This is a genomic window from Streptomyces sp. NBC_00510, assembly GCA_036013505.1.
GTDB lineage: Bacteria > Actinomycetota > Actinomycetes > Streptomycetales > Streptomycetaceae > Actinacidiphila.
Genome location: CP107851.1, coordinates 5,054,701 through 5,069,644, shown reverse-complemented (window position 1 = coordinate 5,069,644; position 14,944 = coordinate 5,054,701). Strand labels below are relative to the sequence as shown.

General features: G+C 74.3%; 13 protein-coding genes and 1 tRNA gene. 4 read left to right on the top strand and 10 right to left on the bottom strand.

From position 1 onward, the window contains the following. Positions 1–41: 41 nt before the first annotated feature. Both OG937_22825 and OG937_22820 read right to left on the bottom strand, forming a co-directional pair. Positions 42–761 carry a class E sortase gene (locus OG937_22825; GenBank protein ID WUD78846.1) on the bottom strand — a complete coding sequence of 240 codons (720 nt, stop codon included), beginning with the start codon at positions 759–761 and terminating at the stop codon, positions 42–44. A gap of 2 nt (positions 762–763) precedes the next feature. Further along, complete coding sequence (locus OG937_22820) at positions 764–1,447, bottom strand: DUF881 domain-containing protein (GenBank protein ID WUD78845.1); 684 nt, start codon at positions 1,445–1,447, stop codon at positions 764–766. 220 nt (positions 1,448–1,667) lie between these two features. On the opposite strand from OG937_22820, the gene crgA reads away from it, so the two are divergent. Then, a complete protein-coding gene (gene crgA / locus OG937_22815; protein ID WUD74323.1) occupies positions 1,668–1,922 on the top strand; it encodes a cell division protein CrgA in 255 nt (84 codons plus the stop codon). 241 nt (positions 1,923–2,163) lie between these two features. Here the strand turns inward: crgA and OG937_22810 are convergent, their stop codons facing one another. Together OG937_22810 and OG937_22805 are read right to left on the bottom strand one after the other, a co-directional pair. Next, a complete protein-coding gene (locus OG937_22810) occupies positions 2,164–3,018 on the bottom strand; it encodes a rhomboid family intramembrane serine protease (GenBank protein WUD74322.1) in 855 nt (284 codons plus the stop codon). Positions 3,019–3,089: 71 nt separating this feature from the next. After that, the gene (locus tag OG937_22805; protein ID WUD78844.1) at positions 3,090–3,617 is read right to left on the bottom strand and encodes a peptidylprolyl isomerase; all 528 of its coding nucleotides are present in this window, start codon (positions 3,615–3,617) and stop codon (positions 3,090–3,092) included. 218 nt (positions 3,618–3,835) lie between these two features. On the opposite strand from OG937_22805, the gene OG937_22800 reads away from it, so the two are divergent. Further along, positions 3,836–4,603, top strand: a complete 768-nt coding sequence (locus tag OG937_22800; GenBank protein WUD74321.1) for a DUF5324 family protein — start codon at positions 3,836–3,838, stop codon at positions 4,601–4,603. Positions 4,604–4,697: 94 nt separating this feature from the next. Here OG937_22800 and OG937_22795 read toward each other — a convergent pair whose 3' ends face one another. The 4 genes from OG937_22795 to OG937_22780 all read right to left on the bottom strand — a co-directional run bounded on the left by OG937_22795 (position 4,698) and on the right by OG937_22780 (position 9,883). Next, entirely contained in the window at positions 4,698–6,299 is a 1,602-nt protein-coding gene (locus OG937_22795) for an MFS transporter (protein WUD74320.1), read from the bottom strand. 70 nt (positions 6,300–6,369) lie between these two features. After that, positions 6,370–7,191 carry a hypothetical protein gene (locus OG937_22790; GenBank protein WUD74319.1) on the bottom strand — a complete coding sequence of 274 codons (822 nt, stop codon included), beginning with the start codon at positions 7,189–7,191 and terminating at the stop codon, positions 6,370–6,372. A gap of 89 nt (positions 7,192–7,280) precedes the next feature. Continuing rightward, on the bottom strand, positions 7,281–9,713 hold the full coding sequence (locus OG937_22785) for an AAA family ATPase (GenBank protein ID WUD74318.1): 2,433 nt from the start codon (positions 9,711–9,713) through the stop codon (positions 7,281–7,283). A gap of 97 nt (positions 9,714–9,810) precedes the next feature. Next, positions 9,811–9,883 (bottom strand) — tRNA-Ala (locus OG937_22780). Between the two features lie 111 nt (positions 9,884–9,994). Here OG937_22780 and OG937_22775 point away from each other — a divergent pair. Both OG937_22775 and OG937_22770 read left to right on the top strand, forming a co-directional pair. After that, the gene (locus OG937_22775) at positions 9,995–10,561 is read left to right on the top strand and encodes a helix-turn-helix domain-containing protein (GenBank protein ID WUD74317.1); all 567 of its coding nucleotides are present in this window, start codon (positions 9,995–9,997) and stop codon (positions 10,559–10,561) included. Continuing rightward, entirely contained in the window at positions 10,554–11,783 is a 1,230-nt protein-coding gene (locus OG937_22770) for a serine/threonine protein kinase (protein WUD74316.1), read from the top strand. The genes OG937_22775 and OG937_22770 overlap by 8 nt, the downstream gene beginning before the upstream one ends. On the opposite strand, the gene OG937_22765 is transcribed toward OG937_22770, so the two are convergent. Both OG937_22765 and OG937_22760 read right to left on the bottom strand, forming a co-directional pair. Next, positions 11,769–13,007 (bottom strand): hypothetical protein, encoded by a 1,239-nt coding sequence (locus OG937_22765; protein WUD74315.1) that lies wholly within the window; start codon positions 13,005–13,007, stop codon positions 11,769–11,771. The two genes, OG937_22770 and OG937_22765, sit on opposite strands and share 15 nt — an antisense overlap. Further along, on the bottom strand, positions 13,004–14,893 hold the full coding sequence (locus OG937_22760) for a VWA domain-containing protein (GenBank protein ID WUD74314.1): 1,890 nt from the start codon (positions 14,891–14,893) through the stop codon (positions 13,004–13,006). Before OG937_22760 ends, OG937_22765 begins: the two co-directional genes overlap by 4 nt. Positions 14,894–14,944: the final 51 nt, after the last annotated feature.

Below are 14,944 nucleotides of genomic sequence, written 5' to 3'. Positions count from 1 at the left end.
GCGCCGCCTTCCTGCCCTCCGTGCCCGTGCCTCGCCCAAGATTAGCCCGACAAACCCTCCGGCATACCGCCCTCCACAGGGCGTGTGGATTCCAGGTGCCCCCAGGTGATGAGCCGGTGGCTGTGGCCCCACTCGGGATCGCACGTGGTCAGGGTCAGATAGCGGCCGGGAACGGTGTACCCGGACTTCACCGGGACGGGATCGATCACAGCGACGTCGGTGGGGACGGTGCGGTAGGGTGCGCGGTCGATCTCGTAGGTGTACCAGGTGCGCCCGTCGGTCAGGACGACCTCGTCGCCCTCGCGCAGCCTGGGGAAGTCCTTGAACGGGTCGCCGTAGGTGCGGCGGTGGCCGGCGACGGCGAAGTTGCCCACGGCGCCGAGCCGGGCGGTGTTCGCGTAGTGGCCGAGGCCCTTCTTCAGGGTGCCGGTGCCCGTCCCCTCCAGCACGGGCTTGTGCCAGGAACGGCCCAGCCGCGGGACGTACATCACCGCGAAGGCCGTGCCGTCCCGGTAGGGCGCCGCGGCCGGCCCCGACGGGGAAGGGGACGCCGAGGGGGTGGCACCGCCCGCGCCTTCGGGTGACGGATCGGCCGCGGCGACGGGCCCGGTCGCCCAGCGGTCCTGCAGCCGGTCGACCTCCCCGTCCATCGCGCGGTCCGCCCGTACGCCGGTCCAGAACAGCACGTAGCAGACGAAGAGGACGATCAGCGCGCCCACGGTGATGCACAATTCGCTCAGCGTCCGCACCACCAGGCGCATGCTCACCCCACAGGCTTGGCGTACTGCAGGTCCACTGTGCCGGAGTAGCCGGGAAGAGTCACCCGTCGTTCGTCCTCGACCTTCCAGCCGAGCCCGTAGGCCTGGACGTACTGCAGGTAGTTCTGGATCGCTGGGCTGGCGTCGAGCGCCTTGTGCAGCTTCTCCTGGTCGCCGACGGCCGTGATGGTGTACGGCGGGGAGTAGACGCGGCCCTGCAGGATGAGCGTGTTGCCGACGCAGCGCACCGCGCTGGTGGAGATCAGCCGCTGGTCCATCACCTTGATGCCGGAGGCGCCGCCCGCCCACAGGGCGTTGACCACGGCCTGCAGGTCCTGCTGGTGGATGACGAGGTCGTTCGGCTGCGGATTCGGCACGCCCGGGACGAGCGCCGTCGCGTCCGGCGGCGCGTCGTTCAGGGTGACGGAGACGGCGGGACCGGTGAGCTTGAGGGTGCCTGCCTCGGCGCCGAGCCGCGCCAGCTCCTTGCGGGTGGCGTCGCTGACGCCGCTGTCGGTGTGGGCGAGTCCGTCGACGTCCTCGCGCACCCCGGCGAGCTCGTTCTCCAGCTGCTCGTTCTGCCGGCTCTTCTCCTGGACACGGTCCGACAGGCGCAGCAGCGGGTCGTCGGTGCGGATGTCCAGGCCCTTGGCGGTGTCGAAACTCATCCAGAACAGCAGACCGGCCATCGCGAAGACCCCGGCGCTGAGCACGCGAAGCACCACAGACCGGGCGGATCGGGGGCCCGGGGAGGCGTCCACCGGATTGCTCACCGTAGCCTTATCTCCTTCCAACCCGCGGAAGCACTACGCTAACGGACGCCCGGAGGCGTGGGCCCCCCTGCCGTCGGGCCGCTCATACAAGACGTCACACGCGCGGTTACGCAGCGCATCGACAGGAGAGTCCCTCGTGCCGAAGTCACGGATCCGCAAGAAGGCCGACTTCACTCCGCCCCCGGAGAAGACCACCCCCATAAAGCTGAAGTCCGGCCGCGGCTGGGTGGCTCCGCTCATGCTGGCACTGTTCCTCGTCGGCCTGGCCTGGATCGTGGTCTTCTACGTGACGCAGGGCAGCTTCCCGATCGAGCAGCTGGGCAACTGGAACATCGCCGTCGGCTTCGGCTTCATCGCGGGCGGGTTCGTCGTGTCCACGCAGTGGAAGTAGCAGATCGCACAGTTATCCACAGGCGTCATCCACAGTGTTGAAAAGGTCGCATGATCTGTGGATAACCGTCAGCCGGTTGACACCGGTGTGACCGGTGGTCCGATGTACGGACCACCGGTCTTTCGTTGATCTTGCAGGTCAGACACGGTGTGTAGGGGCGCACGCACGGCTTGCCCACAGGATGCACAGGAGGCCGCCGCCCCTCTGTGGATAACGTCTGATCAGCGGTGCGCGTTACGGCCTAGCCGGAGATATTCGCGACCCCGGCCCACACCGTGACCGCCACGGCGAGCAGCATCGCCACACACGTCCCCCACTGGACCAGCGCCCGGCGCGAGCGCGGCGCGTACGCCATCGCGACGGCGATGATCGCCCCGGTGACGAGACCGCCGATGTGCGCCTCCCAGCTGATGTTCCCCCACGTGAAGGTGAACAGCAGGTTCAGCCCGAGCAGGATCAGGACGGGCCGCATGTCCATCCGCAGCCGCTTCACGAAGACGGCCGTGGCGCCGAAGAGCCCGTAGATCGCGCCGGAGGCACCCAAGGTCAGGGTCTCCGGGGCCAGCAGCACCACCAGCGCGCTGCCCCCCAGCCCCGCGACCAGGTAGAGCGCGGTGTAGCGGGCCCGGCCGAGCAGCGTCTCCAGCGGGCCGCCGATCCACCACAGCGAGAGCATGTTGAAGGCGATGTGCGCGATCTCCTGGTGGAGGAACATCGAGCTCACCAGCCGGTACCACTCGCCGGGTCCGCCCGCCACGCCGCACACCGCGGTGCCGGGGGCGTAGCACGGGACGAAGAGCCCCAGCTCGGTGACGAACTGCTTGCCCTCGACCCTGGCGAGCAGGAAGACCAGCAGGTTCAACCCGATCAGGATCTTGGTGACCAGCCGGGGGTCCCCGGCGACCGAACCGCCCGCCACCGTACGGGGTTCGGCGGCCTGGGCCGCACGACGGCCCTCCCGCACGCACTCCGGGCAGTGGAAGCCCACCGACGCGTTGATCATGCACTCCGGACAGATCGGCCGCTCGCAGCGGGAGCAGCGGATGCCCGTCTCCCGGTCCGGGTGCCGGTAGCAGCGGACGGCCTGGTCGGTCATGTGTCAGCCCTTCGCAGCGGAATCGCCCCGCCCGTCATACGCACGGGCGGGGCGTTCGGGTTCCCGGGACCCTAGCGACGCTCGATCACGACGCTCTGGATCACCACGTCCTCCAGCGGACGCTCGGTGCGCGGGTTGGTGGGGGCGGTCGCGATGGAGTCCACGACCTTCTGGCTGGCGGGGTCGGTGACCTCGCCGAAGATGGTGTGCTTGCGGGTGAGCCACGCCGTCGGGGCGACCGTGATGAAGAACTGCGAGCCGTTGGTGCCCGGGCCGGCGTTCGCCATCGCCAGGAGGTAGGGCTTGGTGAAACCGAGGTCCGGGTGGAACTCGTCGGGGAACTGGTAGCCGGGGCCGCCGGTGCCGTTGCCCAGCGGGTCGCCGCCCTGGATCATGAAACCGGAGATGACCCGGTGGAAGACCGTGCCGTCGTAGAGGTGCTCGTGGGAGGTCCGGCCGGTGTGCGGGTCCGTCCACTCACGGGTCCCCTCCGCGAGCTCCACGAAGTTCTTGACCGTCTTCGGCGCGTGGTTCGGCAGCAGCCGGACGGTGATGTCCCCGTGGTTGGTCTTCAGGGTGGCGTAGAGCTGCTCGGCCACGATCTTGCCTTCCATAGTCCTCACTGACAGGGGCAAATCCTCGCACGCCACGCCTTCCCGCACGCAACTGTCGCGCCGCAGGTCATCCGGTGGCATCGTCGGTGACGGCTCCCCTTGACCCGGATGCCCGTACGCACATGCCGTACCCCGCGGCGGCGGGCATGATTTCAAACCGGGTGGAAAGGCGAAAACCGAACGCCACCGAGGAGGAGGTTCTCGTGACCCGCATCGACAGCGTGCGCGACGCAGCCGAGAGGACGAGGGTCAGCGTGCGGCACGCCGCGGACGTGGTGGCGCCGTACGCCGACACAGCGAAGCTCAACGCCGCGCACTACACGGACGAGGCCAGGCTCTACCTGGCACCGCGGGTGTCGGCGGCCGGGCGTCAGGCCCGCGCGGCGGCCCGGACGCAGTACGACGCGCACCTGGCGGCGCGTCTCGACCAGGCCCTGGCGGCGGTGCCGCCGGGCGTCCAGCAGAAGGTGGGGACCGCCGCCCGGCGCACCCGTGACACCGCCCGTCTGGCGGCGGAGTTCACAGCGCCGCGGATGGGCCAGGCAGTGACCACCGTGCGCAGCGTCGCGGCCCCGGCCGCGGAGGAGGCGGCGGCCCGCAGCGCCGCAGCGGTCGCCGTGCTGCGCAGCCACGTCACGGCGGACGACATCCGCAAACTGGAGCGCCGCCGCGAGCGCCGGGCCCGCAACGGGCGGTTCGCCAAGGGCCTGCTGCTGGCGGGCCTCGTCGCCGGGGCCGGCTTCGCTGCGTGGAAGTGGTGGAGCAAGCAGACCAACCCCGACTGGCTGGTGGAGCCCGCGCCCGCCACCGAGGTCGCCGACCGCGCCTCCCTCAACGGCGGCGTCGAGGCCGACGCCTCGTTCGGCAAGGTCGACGGCTCGCCGGTGGACGCACTCGACCCGGAGGTACAGGCCAAGCAGGCGGAGTCGGACGCCGACGACCGCCGCGACCGCGGGGACACCTACCCGTGACGTGACGGCCCGGACACCAGCGACGGTGTGACACGACCGGCAGGAGGGCGGCGGACCCGTGACGGGTCCGCCGCCCTCCTGCCGTACGCACCCGTCACCGTCCGGACGGCGCGGGCAGCGGCAGGACCTCCTCCTCGGCCTCCGGGTCGGCGATCTCCGCGGGCACCCCGCGCAGGGCGTACAGCGCCACGACGGCGCCGACGGCGAGCAGCGCCGCCCCCACCACGGTGGTGACCTGGACGCTGTGGCAGAAGGCGTCCTTCGCGGCCGCCAGCAGCGCGGCCCCGTCCGCCCCCGGCACCCGGGCGGCGGCCTCGGCGGCCCCGCCCACCGACTCGCGGGCGGCGTCCGCGGCGTCTGCGGGCAGTCCCGCGGGCAGGGCGAGCGCGTCACGGTAGACCGCGCCGAGCAGCGAGCCGAGGACCGCGATGCCCAGCGAACCGCCCATCTCCATGGCGGTCTCCGAGACGGCGGCGGCCGCGCCCGTCCGCTCCTTGGGGGCACTCGCGAGGATCGTGTCGTTGGTGACCGAGACGATCAGGATGATGCCCGCGCCGTTGGCGACCAGCGGCGCCAGCAGCTCCCAGTACGGCGTCCCGGGCGTGGAGAGCCGGCCGAGCACCGCGGTGCTCGCGGCCAGCAGCACCAGGCCGAGGGCCACCACCCGCGCCCGGCCCAGCCGCGGGATCAGCGCGGTGGCCAGCGGAGCGGCGAAGGCCGCGGCCAGCGGGCCGGGGAGCAGCGCCAGCCCCGCGGTGAAGGGCGACCAGCCGCGGACGACCTGGAAGTACAGGGAGAAGGCGAGCGACAGCGTGGACGAGGCGAAGATCATGACCAGGTTGGCGCCGACGGCGCCGCTGAAGGCGGGGTTGCGGAACAGCCGCAGGTCGATCAGGGGCTCCTCGACCCGCACCTGGCGGCGGGCGAACAGCACCAGGGCCGCCGTCCCGATCGCCGCGGCGATCCACACCGGCGCGTGGTCCGCGCCGTCCCGGAAGCCCTCCTTGACGGCGTAGATGGCGCCCAGGACACCGACGACCGACAGCGGCACGCCGATCCAGTCCAGCCGTCCCGGCCGCGGGTTGCGGGACTCCGGCAGCACCAGGGCGCCGGCCACGAGGACGACCGCCATGAGCGGGACGTTGATCAGGAAGACCGAGCCCCACCAGAAGTGGTCCAGCAGCAGGCCGCCGACCACGGGTCCGAGCGCGAAGCTCGCGGCGGCGATGCCGCTGCTGATCCCGATCGCCGTGGTGCGCTCCTTGGGGTCGGTGAAGGCGTGGCGTACGACGGAGAGCGTCGAGGGCACCATCGCCGCCCCGGCGACGCCGAGCAGCGCGCGGCCGGCGATCAGCGCCCCGGGGTTCGGTGCGTAGGCGGTGAGCAGCGAGGCCACGCCGAAGGCGGCGGCGCCCAGCAGCATCATCCGCTTGCGGCCGAGCCGGTCGCCGAGGTTGCCCATGACGACCAGCAGGCCGCCCATGGCGAAGCCGTAGACGTCGGAGATCCAGAGGATCTCGGTGCCGGACGGACCCATGTCCTTCAGCAGCGACGGGATGGCGTAGTTGAGCACGCTGTTGTCGATGCCGAGGAGCATGGCGGCCAGGCAGCAGACGGCGAGTGCGGCCCAGCGATGGCGGGCGGGGGCCGCGGGCGTCACGGCCGCGGCATCGTGTGTGCGTGCGGGATTCGTCATGACCGACACGGTGCGCGCGGGCGCTGACCGGCCGCGCACCGCGCGCTGACCGGCGGCTGCCCGGGCCCGGTCAGCGCGCGGTCAGCCCGGTCAGTGCCCGCAGCGCCCGGTCGGCGGGGAGCCCCGCACCGCGCGCGTACGCCTCGTGGTGGGCCGGGTCGCCGAGGGCGGCCCGTGCGGCGCCCCCGGTGCGGGCGGCGTCGGGACCGGCCGGCACCTCGGTGCCGCGCAGCGCACTTCCCACGCCCAGCAGTTCCGCGGCCCGTGCGGGGTCGCCCTCGGCGAGCGCGAGGCCGGCGAAGGCGTCGGCGAGGTTCGCCGCCAGCGGCAGGTCGCGGGCCCCGTGCTCCACGCCCGCGGCCTCGCGGAAGTGCCCGCGGGCGCGGGCGGTGTCGCCCTCCTCCTGGGCGATCCTGCCGAGGGCGATGTGCGCCTCGGCACGGGCGCTCTCGCCGGTGTACCAGCCGTCCAGGGACTCGGACAGGGCCAGCCCCGACAGCCGCCGCGCCTCGGTGAGGTCGCCGGTCAGCCGGGCGCACTCGCCGAGGCCCAGGTGGGCCACGGCGAACATCTCCCGGGCGCCGCAGCCGCGGGCGAGCTCCAGCCCGCGCGTGAAGTCGGCCCGGGCCTGCTCGTACCGTCCCGCCCGCAGGCCGCACCTGCCGCGTTCGCCGAGCAGTTCGGCGACGCTCTCGGTGGCGCCCAGCTCGGCGGCGTGGCCGAGGGCCTCGTCGATGAGCGCCACGGCCCGCGCCACGTCACCGCGGGCGCCGGACAGCCAGGCCAGCTGCGTGAGGGCCATGGTGGCCCCCCAGCGGTCGCCCAGGGCGCGGAACCCGGCCAGGGCCCGGTCGAACTCCGTCTCGGCCGCGGCGATGTCACCGCCGACCATCCACGCGTGGAACCCCGAGCCGACGTGGACCAGGGCCCGCTGCCAGGGCTCGACGAGGCTCGCCGCGCCGTCCGCGTACCGGGCGTACGTCAGTCGTCCGGCACTCCGGCGAAGGGCGCCCAGAGCAGGTTGAGCACGGGGTAGCGGCGGGCCATGCCGCCGAGCCCGGCGACGACGTCCGTGGCGGCCGCCAGGTGGACGGCGAGTTCGGCCTGGTCCGCGGTGACGGAGGCGGCGGTGATCACGCACAGCGCGTACTCCTCCGCCAGCCCCGGCGGCGCGCAGGGCCCGGTCACCGCCAGCAACTCACGGGCGGGCCGGGCGCCCTCGTAGCGCATGCCGCGCAGCATCCAGTACGTGCACAGGGCGGCGAGCAGCCGCAGCGCCACGGCGGTGTCGCCCGCGGCCACCGAACCGCGCAGCGCGGCGTGCAGGTTGTCGTGGTCGGCGGCGAGCCGGCGCAGCCACTCCAGCTGCTCGGCCCGGCGCAGCCGCGGGTCGGCGGTCAGCGCCAGGTCGAGGAAGTACGCGGCGTGCGCCCCGCGCAGCGTCTCCGACTCGCCCGCCTCGGCGAGACGTTCGGCGGCGTACGCCCTGATGGTCTGGAGCAGCCGGTAGCGCACACCGTTTCCGTCGCCGTCGCCGTCCGGACGGTCCACCACCACCAGCGACTTGTCGGCGAGGGAGGCGAGCAGGTCGAGCACGTCCTCGGCGTCGATGGCGTCATCGTCCGCCGAACCGGTCGCGGGCCCCGCGCAGATCGCCTCGGCCGCCGGGAGGGTCCAGCCCCCGGCGAAGACGGAGGCGCGGCGCAGCACGGTGCGCTCGTCCTCGGGCAGCAGCTCCCAGCTCCAGTCCACGACCCCGCGCAGGGTCCGCTGACGGGGCTGGGCGGTGCGGCTGCCCCGGGAGAGCAACCGGAAGCGGTCGCCGGGCCCGGCGAGCACGTCACCGAGCCGGTCGGCGACGTCGGCGGCGGACAACGACCGCAGCCGGGCGGCGGCCAGCTCGATGGCGAGCGGGAAGCCGTCCAGGGCCCGGCAGATCCGGGCGGCGGCCTCGGCGTCGGGCAGCCTGCCGGACGGACTCACGGCGGCGGCCCGCTCGAGGAGCAACCGGACGGCGGGGGAGCCGAGCACGTCCTCCTCGGGCGCGCCGGGGGCCGGCAGGGGGAGCGGTTCCAGCGGGCAGAGCGTCTCGCCGTTGACGCCGAGCGCCTCCCGGGTGGTCGCCAGGACCCGCACCCGCGGGCAGGAGGCCAGCAGCTCCGCGGTGATGCGGGCGACGTCGGCGATCAGGTGCTCGCAGTTGTCCAGCACGAGGAGCACGTCCCGGTCGGTCAGCGCGGCCGTGAGGCGGGCGAGCGGTGAGCCCTCCGGACCCGCGGCCTCACGCCCGGCGGCCCCGGGGAGCAGACCCGCCTCGCGCAGGCCCAGGGCCCCCGCGATCGCCTGCGGCACCTCGGAGCCGTGGGTCAGCCCGGAGAGGTCCACGAAACAGACCTCCCCTGCGTGCCGCCCGGCCGCCTCCACCGCGGTACGGGTCTTGCCCGCTCCGCCCGGGCCGATCAGGGTGACCAGCCGGGCGTCACCGAGCCGCGCCCCGATCCGTGCCAGCTCCTGCTCACGACCGATGAAGCTGGTCAGCTGGGCGGGCAGCCCGTGCCGGAGGAGCGGCGCGGACGGACTCCCGGCGGACGATGTTTCACGTGAAACACCCGAAGACCGGGCATCCGGCACGCCTCCGGTGCCCCCGGCGACCGCGGCCGGCGCGGTACGGGCGGGCACCGGCTCGCCGCGCAGCACCGCCAGATGCGCCTCCACCAGTTCCGGGCCCGGGTCGGCGCCGAGGGACTCGGCGAGTTCACGCCGTGCGTCCTCGTACACCCGCAGCGCCTCGGACTGGCGGCCGCAGCTGTACAGCGCCCGCATCAACTGGGCGCGCAGCCGTTCCCGCAGCGGGTACCGGGTGACCAGCTCCTGCAGTTCGGCGACGAGTTCCCGGTGGTGCCGGGCGTCCAGCGCCAGCTCGGCCGCGATGCGGTCCTCCACCGCCGCGATCCGCAGTTCGTCCAGCCGCGCCACCTGCGCCCGCGCGAAGGGCGCGTCGCCCACGTCCGCCAGGGCCGAGCCCCGCCACAGGTCCAGCGCACCGCGCAGCAGGCCCGCGGCCCGCCCGGGCTCACCCGCGGCCAGCGCCTCCCGCCCCTCGGCCGCGAGCCGCTCGAAGCGGTGCACGTCCACCTCGTCACGGGCGACCACCAGCCGGTAGCCGCCCGGATGGCGCTCGATGGGCACGGCGACGGTCGCGCGCAACCGCGAGACCTGGGACTGCAGCGCGTTGCCGACCCCGGCCGGCGGCTCGTCCCCGTACAGCCCGTCGATCAGTCGCTCGGTGCTGACGATCCGGCCCGCCTCCAGCAGCAGCATCGCCAGCAGCGCCCGCCGGCCCGGGCCTCCGACGGCGGCGGTGCCCCCGTCGTCCCGCAGCGCTCTCGTCTCCCCCAGAATGCCGAACCGCACGCCGCCGATTCTGCCGCACGGGTCCGCGGCCGGCACCAGGCCCCGGGAACACGACAGGCCGGGACCTCCATGAGGTTCCCGGCCCGGTCGGACGGTGTGGAGCCTAGGGGAGTCGAACCCCTGACATCCGCCATGCAAAGACGGCGCTCTACCAACTGAGCTAAGGCCCCGTGCCGCAGACCAGCGTACCGGCTGCGGAGAGGATCACCGACCGAGTATCGGGGGTCCGTAGGATGACGGGCAAGTTCGCGGCCGCAAAGGTCCCCCGTCAGGAGCCCGCAATGGACACCTCGCAGCCGGACGCCACCACCCGCGTCCAGGACATGCAGCGCACCTGGTACGGCGAGCCGCTCGGCGTGCTGTTCCGCCGCCTCATGGAGACCCTGGGGCTGAACCAGGCGCGGCTGGCGGGGGTGCTGGGGCTGTCGGCGCCGATGCTCTCCCAGTTGATGAGCGGACAGCGAGCGAAGATCGGCAACCCCGCGGTCGTACAGCGGCTCCAGGCGCTGCAGGAACTCGCCGCGGAGGTGTCCGGCGGAGCGGTGACCGCGGCGGACGCCGTACCGCGGATGGAGGAGATCCGCGGTTCCGAGGGCTCGCCCCTGCTCGGCACCACCCAGAGCGCGACCGGAGCGCCGCTGCCGCCCGCACGCAGGGTCGTCCACGAGATCCGCTCGCTGCTGCACGGGGTGGCCTCGCCCGCCGAGATCGCCGAGGCGGCCGATTCCCTCGCCCACCGCCACCCCCAACTGGCAGAGTTCCTCAGGGTGTACGGTGCCGGGCCGTCCGACGCGGCGGTCCGGGACTACGAGGCGCGGAAGCAGGGGGCAGACGCACGCCATGGGTGAGGTCTTCGCGGGCCGGTACGAACTGGTCGATCCGGTCGGGCGCGGCGGGGTGGGCGCCGTGTGGCGCGCCTGGGACCGGCGGCGCGGACGCTACGTGGCGGCCAAGGTGCTGCTGCAGAGCGACGCCCACGCCCTGCTGCGCTTCGTACGGGAGCAGGCGCTGCGCATCGACCACCCGCACGTCCTGGCCCCCACGAGCTGGGCGGCCGACGACGACAAGGTGCTGTTCACCATGGACCTGGTGCGCGGCGGCTCGCTGTCGCACCTCATCGGCGACTACGGCCCGTTGCCGGCGCGCTATGTCGGCGGCCTGCTCGACCAGTTGCTGTCCGGCCTGACGGCCGTGCACGCCGAGGGCGTGGTGCACCGGGACATCAAGCCCGCGAACCTCCTGATGGAGGCGACCGGCACCGGGCGCCCGCACCTGCGGCTGTCGGACTTCGGCATCGCCATGCGCAAGGGGGAGCCCCGGCTCACCGCGGCCAACTACGTCGTGGGCACCCCTGGTTACTTCGCCCCGGAACAGCTGCTCGGCGCCGAGCCCGACTTCCCCGCCGACCTGTACGCGACCGGGCTGGTCGCGCTCTACCTGCTCGGCGGCAGCAAGCCCGACGCGGAGGCGATCGTCACCCAGTACGCCCACGGCATGCCCCGGGCCCCGCAGGGCGTCCCCGGCCCCCTGTGGGAGGTGATCGGCACCCTGCTGCAGCCGGACCCGGAGGCCCGCTTCCGCACCGCCGCGGGCGCCCGCAAGGCCCTGGCGGCGGCGGTGGAGCTGCTGCCGGACCCTGAGCCGGACGAGGAGGCCGTCGAGGTCTTCGACCAGATCGGGCCGCTGCCCGCCGGCTTCTCCCCCGACGGACCGGTGGACGCGGCGCCGTCCGTGGAGGAGACCGGGAGCTTCCGGCTGCCGCCGCCCGCACCCGCCCCGCGGCCCGCCGCGACGGCACCGACGCCGCCCACACCGCCGACGCAGGGGCCGGTCACCCCGGCGCCCACGCGTCCGTACACGGCCACCGTGGCGGGTGCCGGTGCCCCGGTGGCCGCCTCCGTCGCTCCGCCGCCGCCCCCGCTGATCGCACCGGCCGTGCCGGCCGCCCGGGCCGGCGCACCGTCGCCGATGCGCCGGCCCGGCCCTCCCGCCAAGGTCGTCGTGCCGATGCTGCTCGTCGCGGCCCTTTGCCTCGCCTTCGGCTTCTGGGCCCTGTCAGCGTCCTCCTGAGACCGCGGCCGGCGCGCGCCGCGCAGCCACCGTCCAGACCGCGAGCGACAGCAGCAGCACGGTGCCGGCGCCCAGGCCCGCGAAGCCGAGGGCGCGCAGCAGTGGGTTCCCGGAGCCGGGCTCCCCGGGGAGGCCCAGGTCCTCGCCGGGGTCACCGTCGTACGACGGCCCCGCTTGCGCGGCGCCCTCGACGTTGATCCGCAGCGTGACCGGGACGGCGCCGTCGACGAAGCCCGCGACCTCCGGGTGCACCGACACCGCCAGGTAGTAGGAGCCGTCGAAGCGGGCTGCCGACACGGCGTTACCGCTCTCGTAGCGGTTGGCGTAGGCGACCTTCCCGGTCGTGGCGGTGACGGAGGTCTGCTCGCCCGAGTAGGAGGCCGTGTCGCCGCCGATGAAGGCCCAGCGCGGGTTGTAGACCTCCACGCGCACACCGGAGCCGCTGTAGCCGCCCGGCTTCGTCACGTCCGCGTTGGCGAAGTCCGCCGCGGCCCAGGCCTGTTGTCCCCAGCCGACCGGCACCCGGTAGAAGCGCGTCTGCCCGGGCAGCACCTCGTCCTTCCAGACCCCGGTGCCCAGCGTCCCGGCATGGGCGAAGTCCGCGCCGCCGGTGGCCCCGCGGGCGGTGCCGCTCGCGGGCACCGGCGTCTGCGTGCCCGGGCTGAGGGCGGGGCCGGGCGTGGCGCCGCCGGTGAGCCCCGGCTCGTGGGTGAACCGGATCTGCAGCGGCCAGGGCGCGGCGTCCGAGGTGCCCTGCGAGGTGCGGGTCACCTCCAGGACGTACGCGTGCGCCTCCTGGCACGGCCCGTCCTTGCCGATGGTCCGCTTGACCCAGGTGCCGATGGGCCGTGCCGCCCCGTCTGCGGAGAACGTCCGGCGGTCGCTGTCGCAGCGGGTGCCGTCGGTGCTCGTCAGCGTCAGCTCGATGCCGTCCCCGTACGCCACCTCGGAGCCCGGGCGGGGCAGCGCGAAGACCGCGAGGTAGGCCGAGCGCACCGCGTCCAGGTCGAGGGCGTAGTTCTTGCCGCCCTCGTCCGCCGCCAGACTGTCCCGGTACAGGACTCCGGGCTTGAGCTGCGGGGCGTCCGCGGTGCTCGCCCGGCCCCGCACCTCCTCGCCCTGCGGCTGCCAGGAGGGGACGGCCGGGTCGGCGTACGCCGCTCCCGCCGGTCCCGCCAGCAGCGCGAGCGCCGCCGCCACCGATGTGAGTGCTCTGCGGATCATGCCCCGTCCCTCCGCCTGCGGCCCAGCAGGGCCACCGTCCCGACCCCAACGAGCGCCACCGCGCCGCCCGCGGCCGCCGCCACCGCGTCGCCCGCCGTCATGAAGCCTCCGCCGTCCGCGGGGGCTGCGGCCGCCGTGGTGTCCACGGCCGCCGCCCGTTCCCCGCCGTCCCGGCCGGCGGCCGAACCGCCGCCGCGCGCGGGCGCGTCGTACTCCGGTCCGGCCAGTTCCGTCCCGGTCACGTCCACGCGCAGGACGACCCCCACCGCCGTGTTCCGCGCCAGCCCCGCCGCGCCCGGCCCGAGCGAGACCGCGACGTAGTGCTCTCCCGCCGTGCGGGCGCCCCGGGCGCCGCCACTGACGACCCAGCGGTTGGTCCAGGTCACGGGTACCGTGCCGAGCCCCACGGACAGCGGGCGCCCGTAGTAGCCGCGGCGTTGCGAGGCCCCGGAGTCGTCGCCCAGCGGCTGCCGTCCCGGCCCGTACGCGGCCGTCGCCACGAAGGACGAGGCCGTGGAACCACCCTCCAGGAGCGGTTCGTTGGCGAAGTCGGCGGTGTACGTCAGTCGCTGTCCCCAGCCGACCCGCACCTTGTAGAAGCGCGTCTGACCGGGCAGCAGCGTGTCCCGCCAGATGCCCCTGCCGACCCGGCGCGCGTCGTTGAACCCCGTGCCGCCCTCGACGTCCCGCGGTGCGCCCGTCAGAGCCGCCGGCGGGTCCCCGTAGCGGGTCGCGGCCGGTGCCGGGGTGGCGCCCGCCGGGAACGGCCGCTCGGAGCCGTACCGCAGTTCCATGGGCCAGCGGGCGCGGTCGGAGCCGGCGGCGCTGGTGCGGTGCACGGAGAGCACGTAGCGCCCCGCCCTGTCGCAGGCGCCGTCCCGGTCGTCGCCGGGAATCCGGCTGACGGCGCCGCCGACCACCATCGCGCCCTCGTCCTGCCCGAAGTGCGCGGTGTCCGAGCCGCAGGTGAGGGGGTACCTGCCGGTGCCCGCCAGCCGCAGCTCGACACCGTCCCCGTACGCGGCCTTCACCCCCGGCCGCGGCACCGCGGTCACCGCGAGGTCCGCCGTGGAGGCCGCGTCCAGCGTCATCGCGTACCAGCGGGTCTCGCCGGGCCCGATGTCGTCGACGTACTGGCCGGGGGACAGCCCGGGCGCACCGGTGGCGCTCGTCCCTCCGTCCACCCGCCGGCCCTGGAGGCGGTACGCGTCAGCGCTCAACCGGGAGGCCCGCGTCAGCTGCCGTACGAGCGAGGCGGCGTCGGGGGCGTCCCAGTAGCTGCCGTGACCCGCCTCGGCGATGCACTCCAACTGCTCGCGGGCACCGCCGCGCACCTGGAAGCCGATGGTGTCGATCCGCAGGTCCACGCCCTGCCCGGCCAGCCGTGCCGCCACCTCGCAGGGCTCGGGTGCCCCGCAGGTGTCCTCGCCGTCGGAGACCAGCACGATCGTGCGCCGCCCGTCCTCGGGCAGGTCGGCGGCCGCCTTCTCCAGCGACAGCCCGATGGGGGTGTCCCCCTGGGGCCGCACCCCGGCCACGGCCTGCTTCAGGGCGTCCCGGTCCAGCGGCCGCACGGGCTCCAGCAGACGGGTGTCGTCGCAGCCGTGCTCCTTGCCCGCGCCGTAAACCCGCAGTCCCGTCGGGTAGCCGTCCGGCAGCGCGTCCACGACGGCGCCGACGGCCTTCCTGGCCGCCGTCATGCGGGCGCCCGCCATGGAGCCGGAGGAGTCCAGCACCATGACCAGCCCGTCGCCGTCGTCCACGGCCTGGTCCTGGGCCTGGGCCGCCCCGGCCGGGCCCAGCAGGGCGCCCAGCACCAGCAGCCCGCACGCGGCCGCCCGCAGCGGCCCCACGGGCCCGCGCGGCAGCGCCTTCCCTCGTCGCATGTGCTGTTCCCCCTCGCACATCGTCGGCCTCAGCGAAGCTATTGATTTGCG

Excerpts from the sequence above, each read along its gene's own strand:
- OG937_22825 (WUD78846.1), bottom strand. The coding sequence starts at position 761 with ATGCGCCTGGTGGTGCGGACGCTGAGCGAATTGTGCATCACCGTGGGC.
- OG937_22820 (WUD78845.1), bottom strand. The coding sequence starts at position 1,447 with ATGGCCGGTCTGCTGTTCTGGATGAGTTTCGACACCGCCAAGGGCCTG.
- OG937_22810 (WUD74322.1), bottom strand. The coding sequence starts at position 3,018 with ATGACCGACCAGGCCGTCCGCTGCTACCGGCACCCGGACCGGGAGACG.
- OG937_22795 (WUD74320.1), bottom strand. The coding sequence starts at position 6,299 with ATGACGAATCCCGCACGCACACACGATGCCGCGGCCGTGACGCCCGCG.
- OG937_22790 (WUD74319.1), bottom strand. The coding sequence starts at position 7,191 with ATGGTCGGCGGTGACATCGCCGCGGCCGAGACGGAGTTCGACCGGGCC.
- OG937_22775 (WUD74317.1), top strand. The coding sequence starts at position 9,995 with ATGGACACCTCGCAGCCGGACGCCACCACCCGCGTCCAGGACATGCAG.
- OG937_22770 (WUD74316.1), top strand. The coding sequence starts at position 10,554 with ATGGGTGAGGTCTTCGCGGGCCGGTACGAACTGGTCGATCCGGTCGGG.
- OG937_22765 (WUD74315.1), bottom strand. The coding sequence starts at position 13,007 with ATGATCCGCAGAGCACTCACATCGGTGGCGGCGGCGCTCGCGCTGCTG.
- OG937_22760 (WUD74314.1), bottom strand. The coding sequence starts at position 14,893 with ATGCGACGAGGGAAGGCGCTGCCGCGCGGGCCCGTGGGGCCGCTGCGG.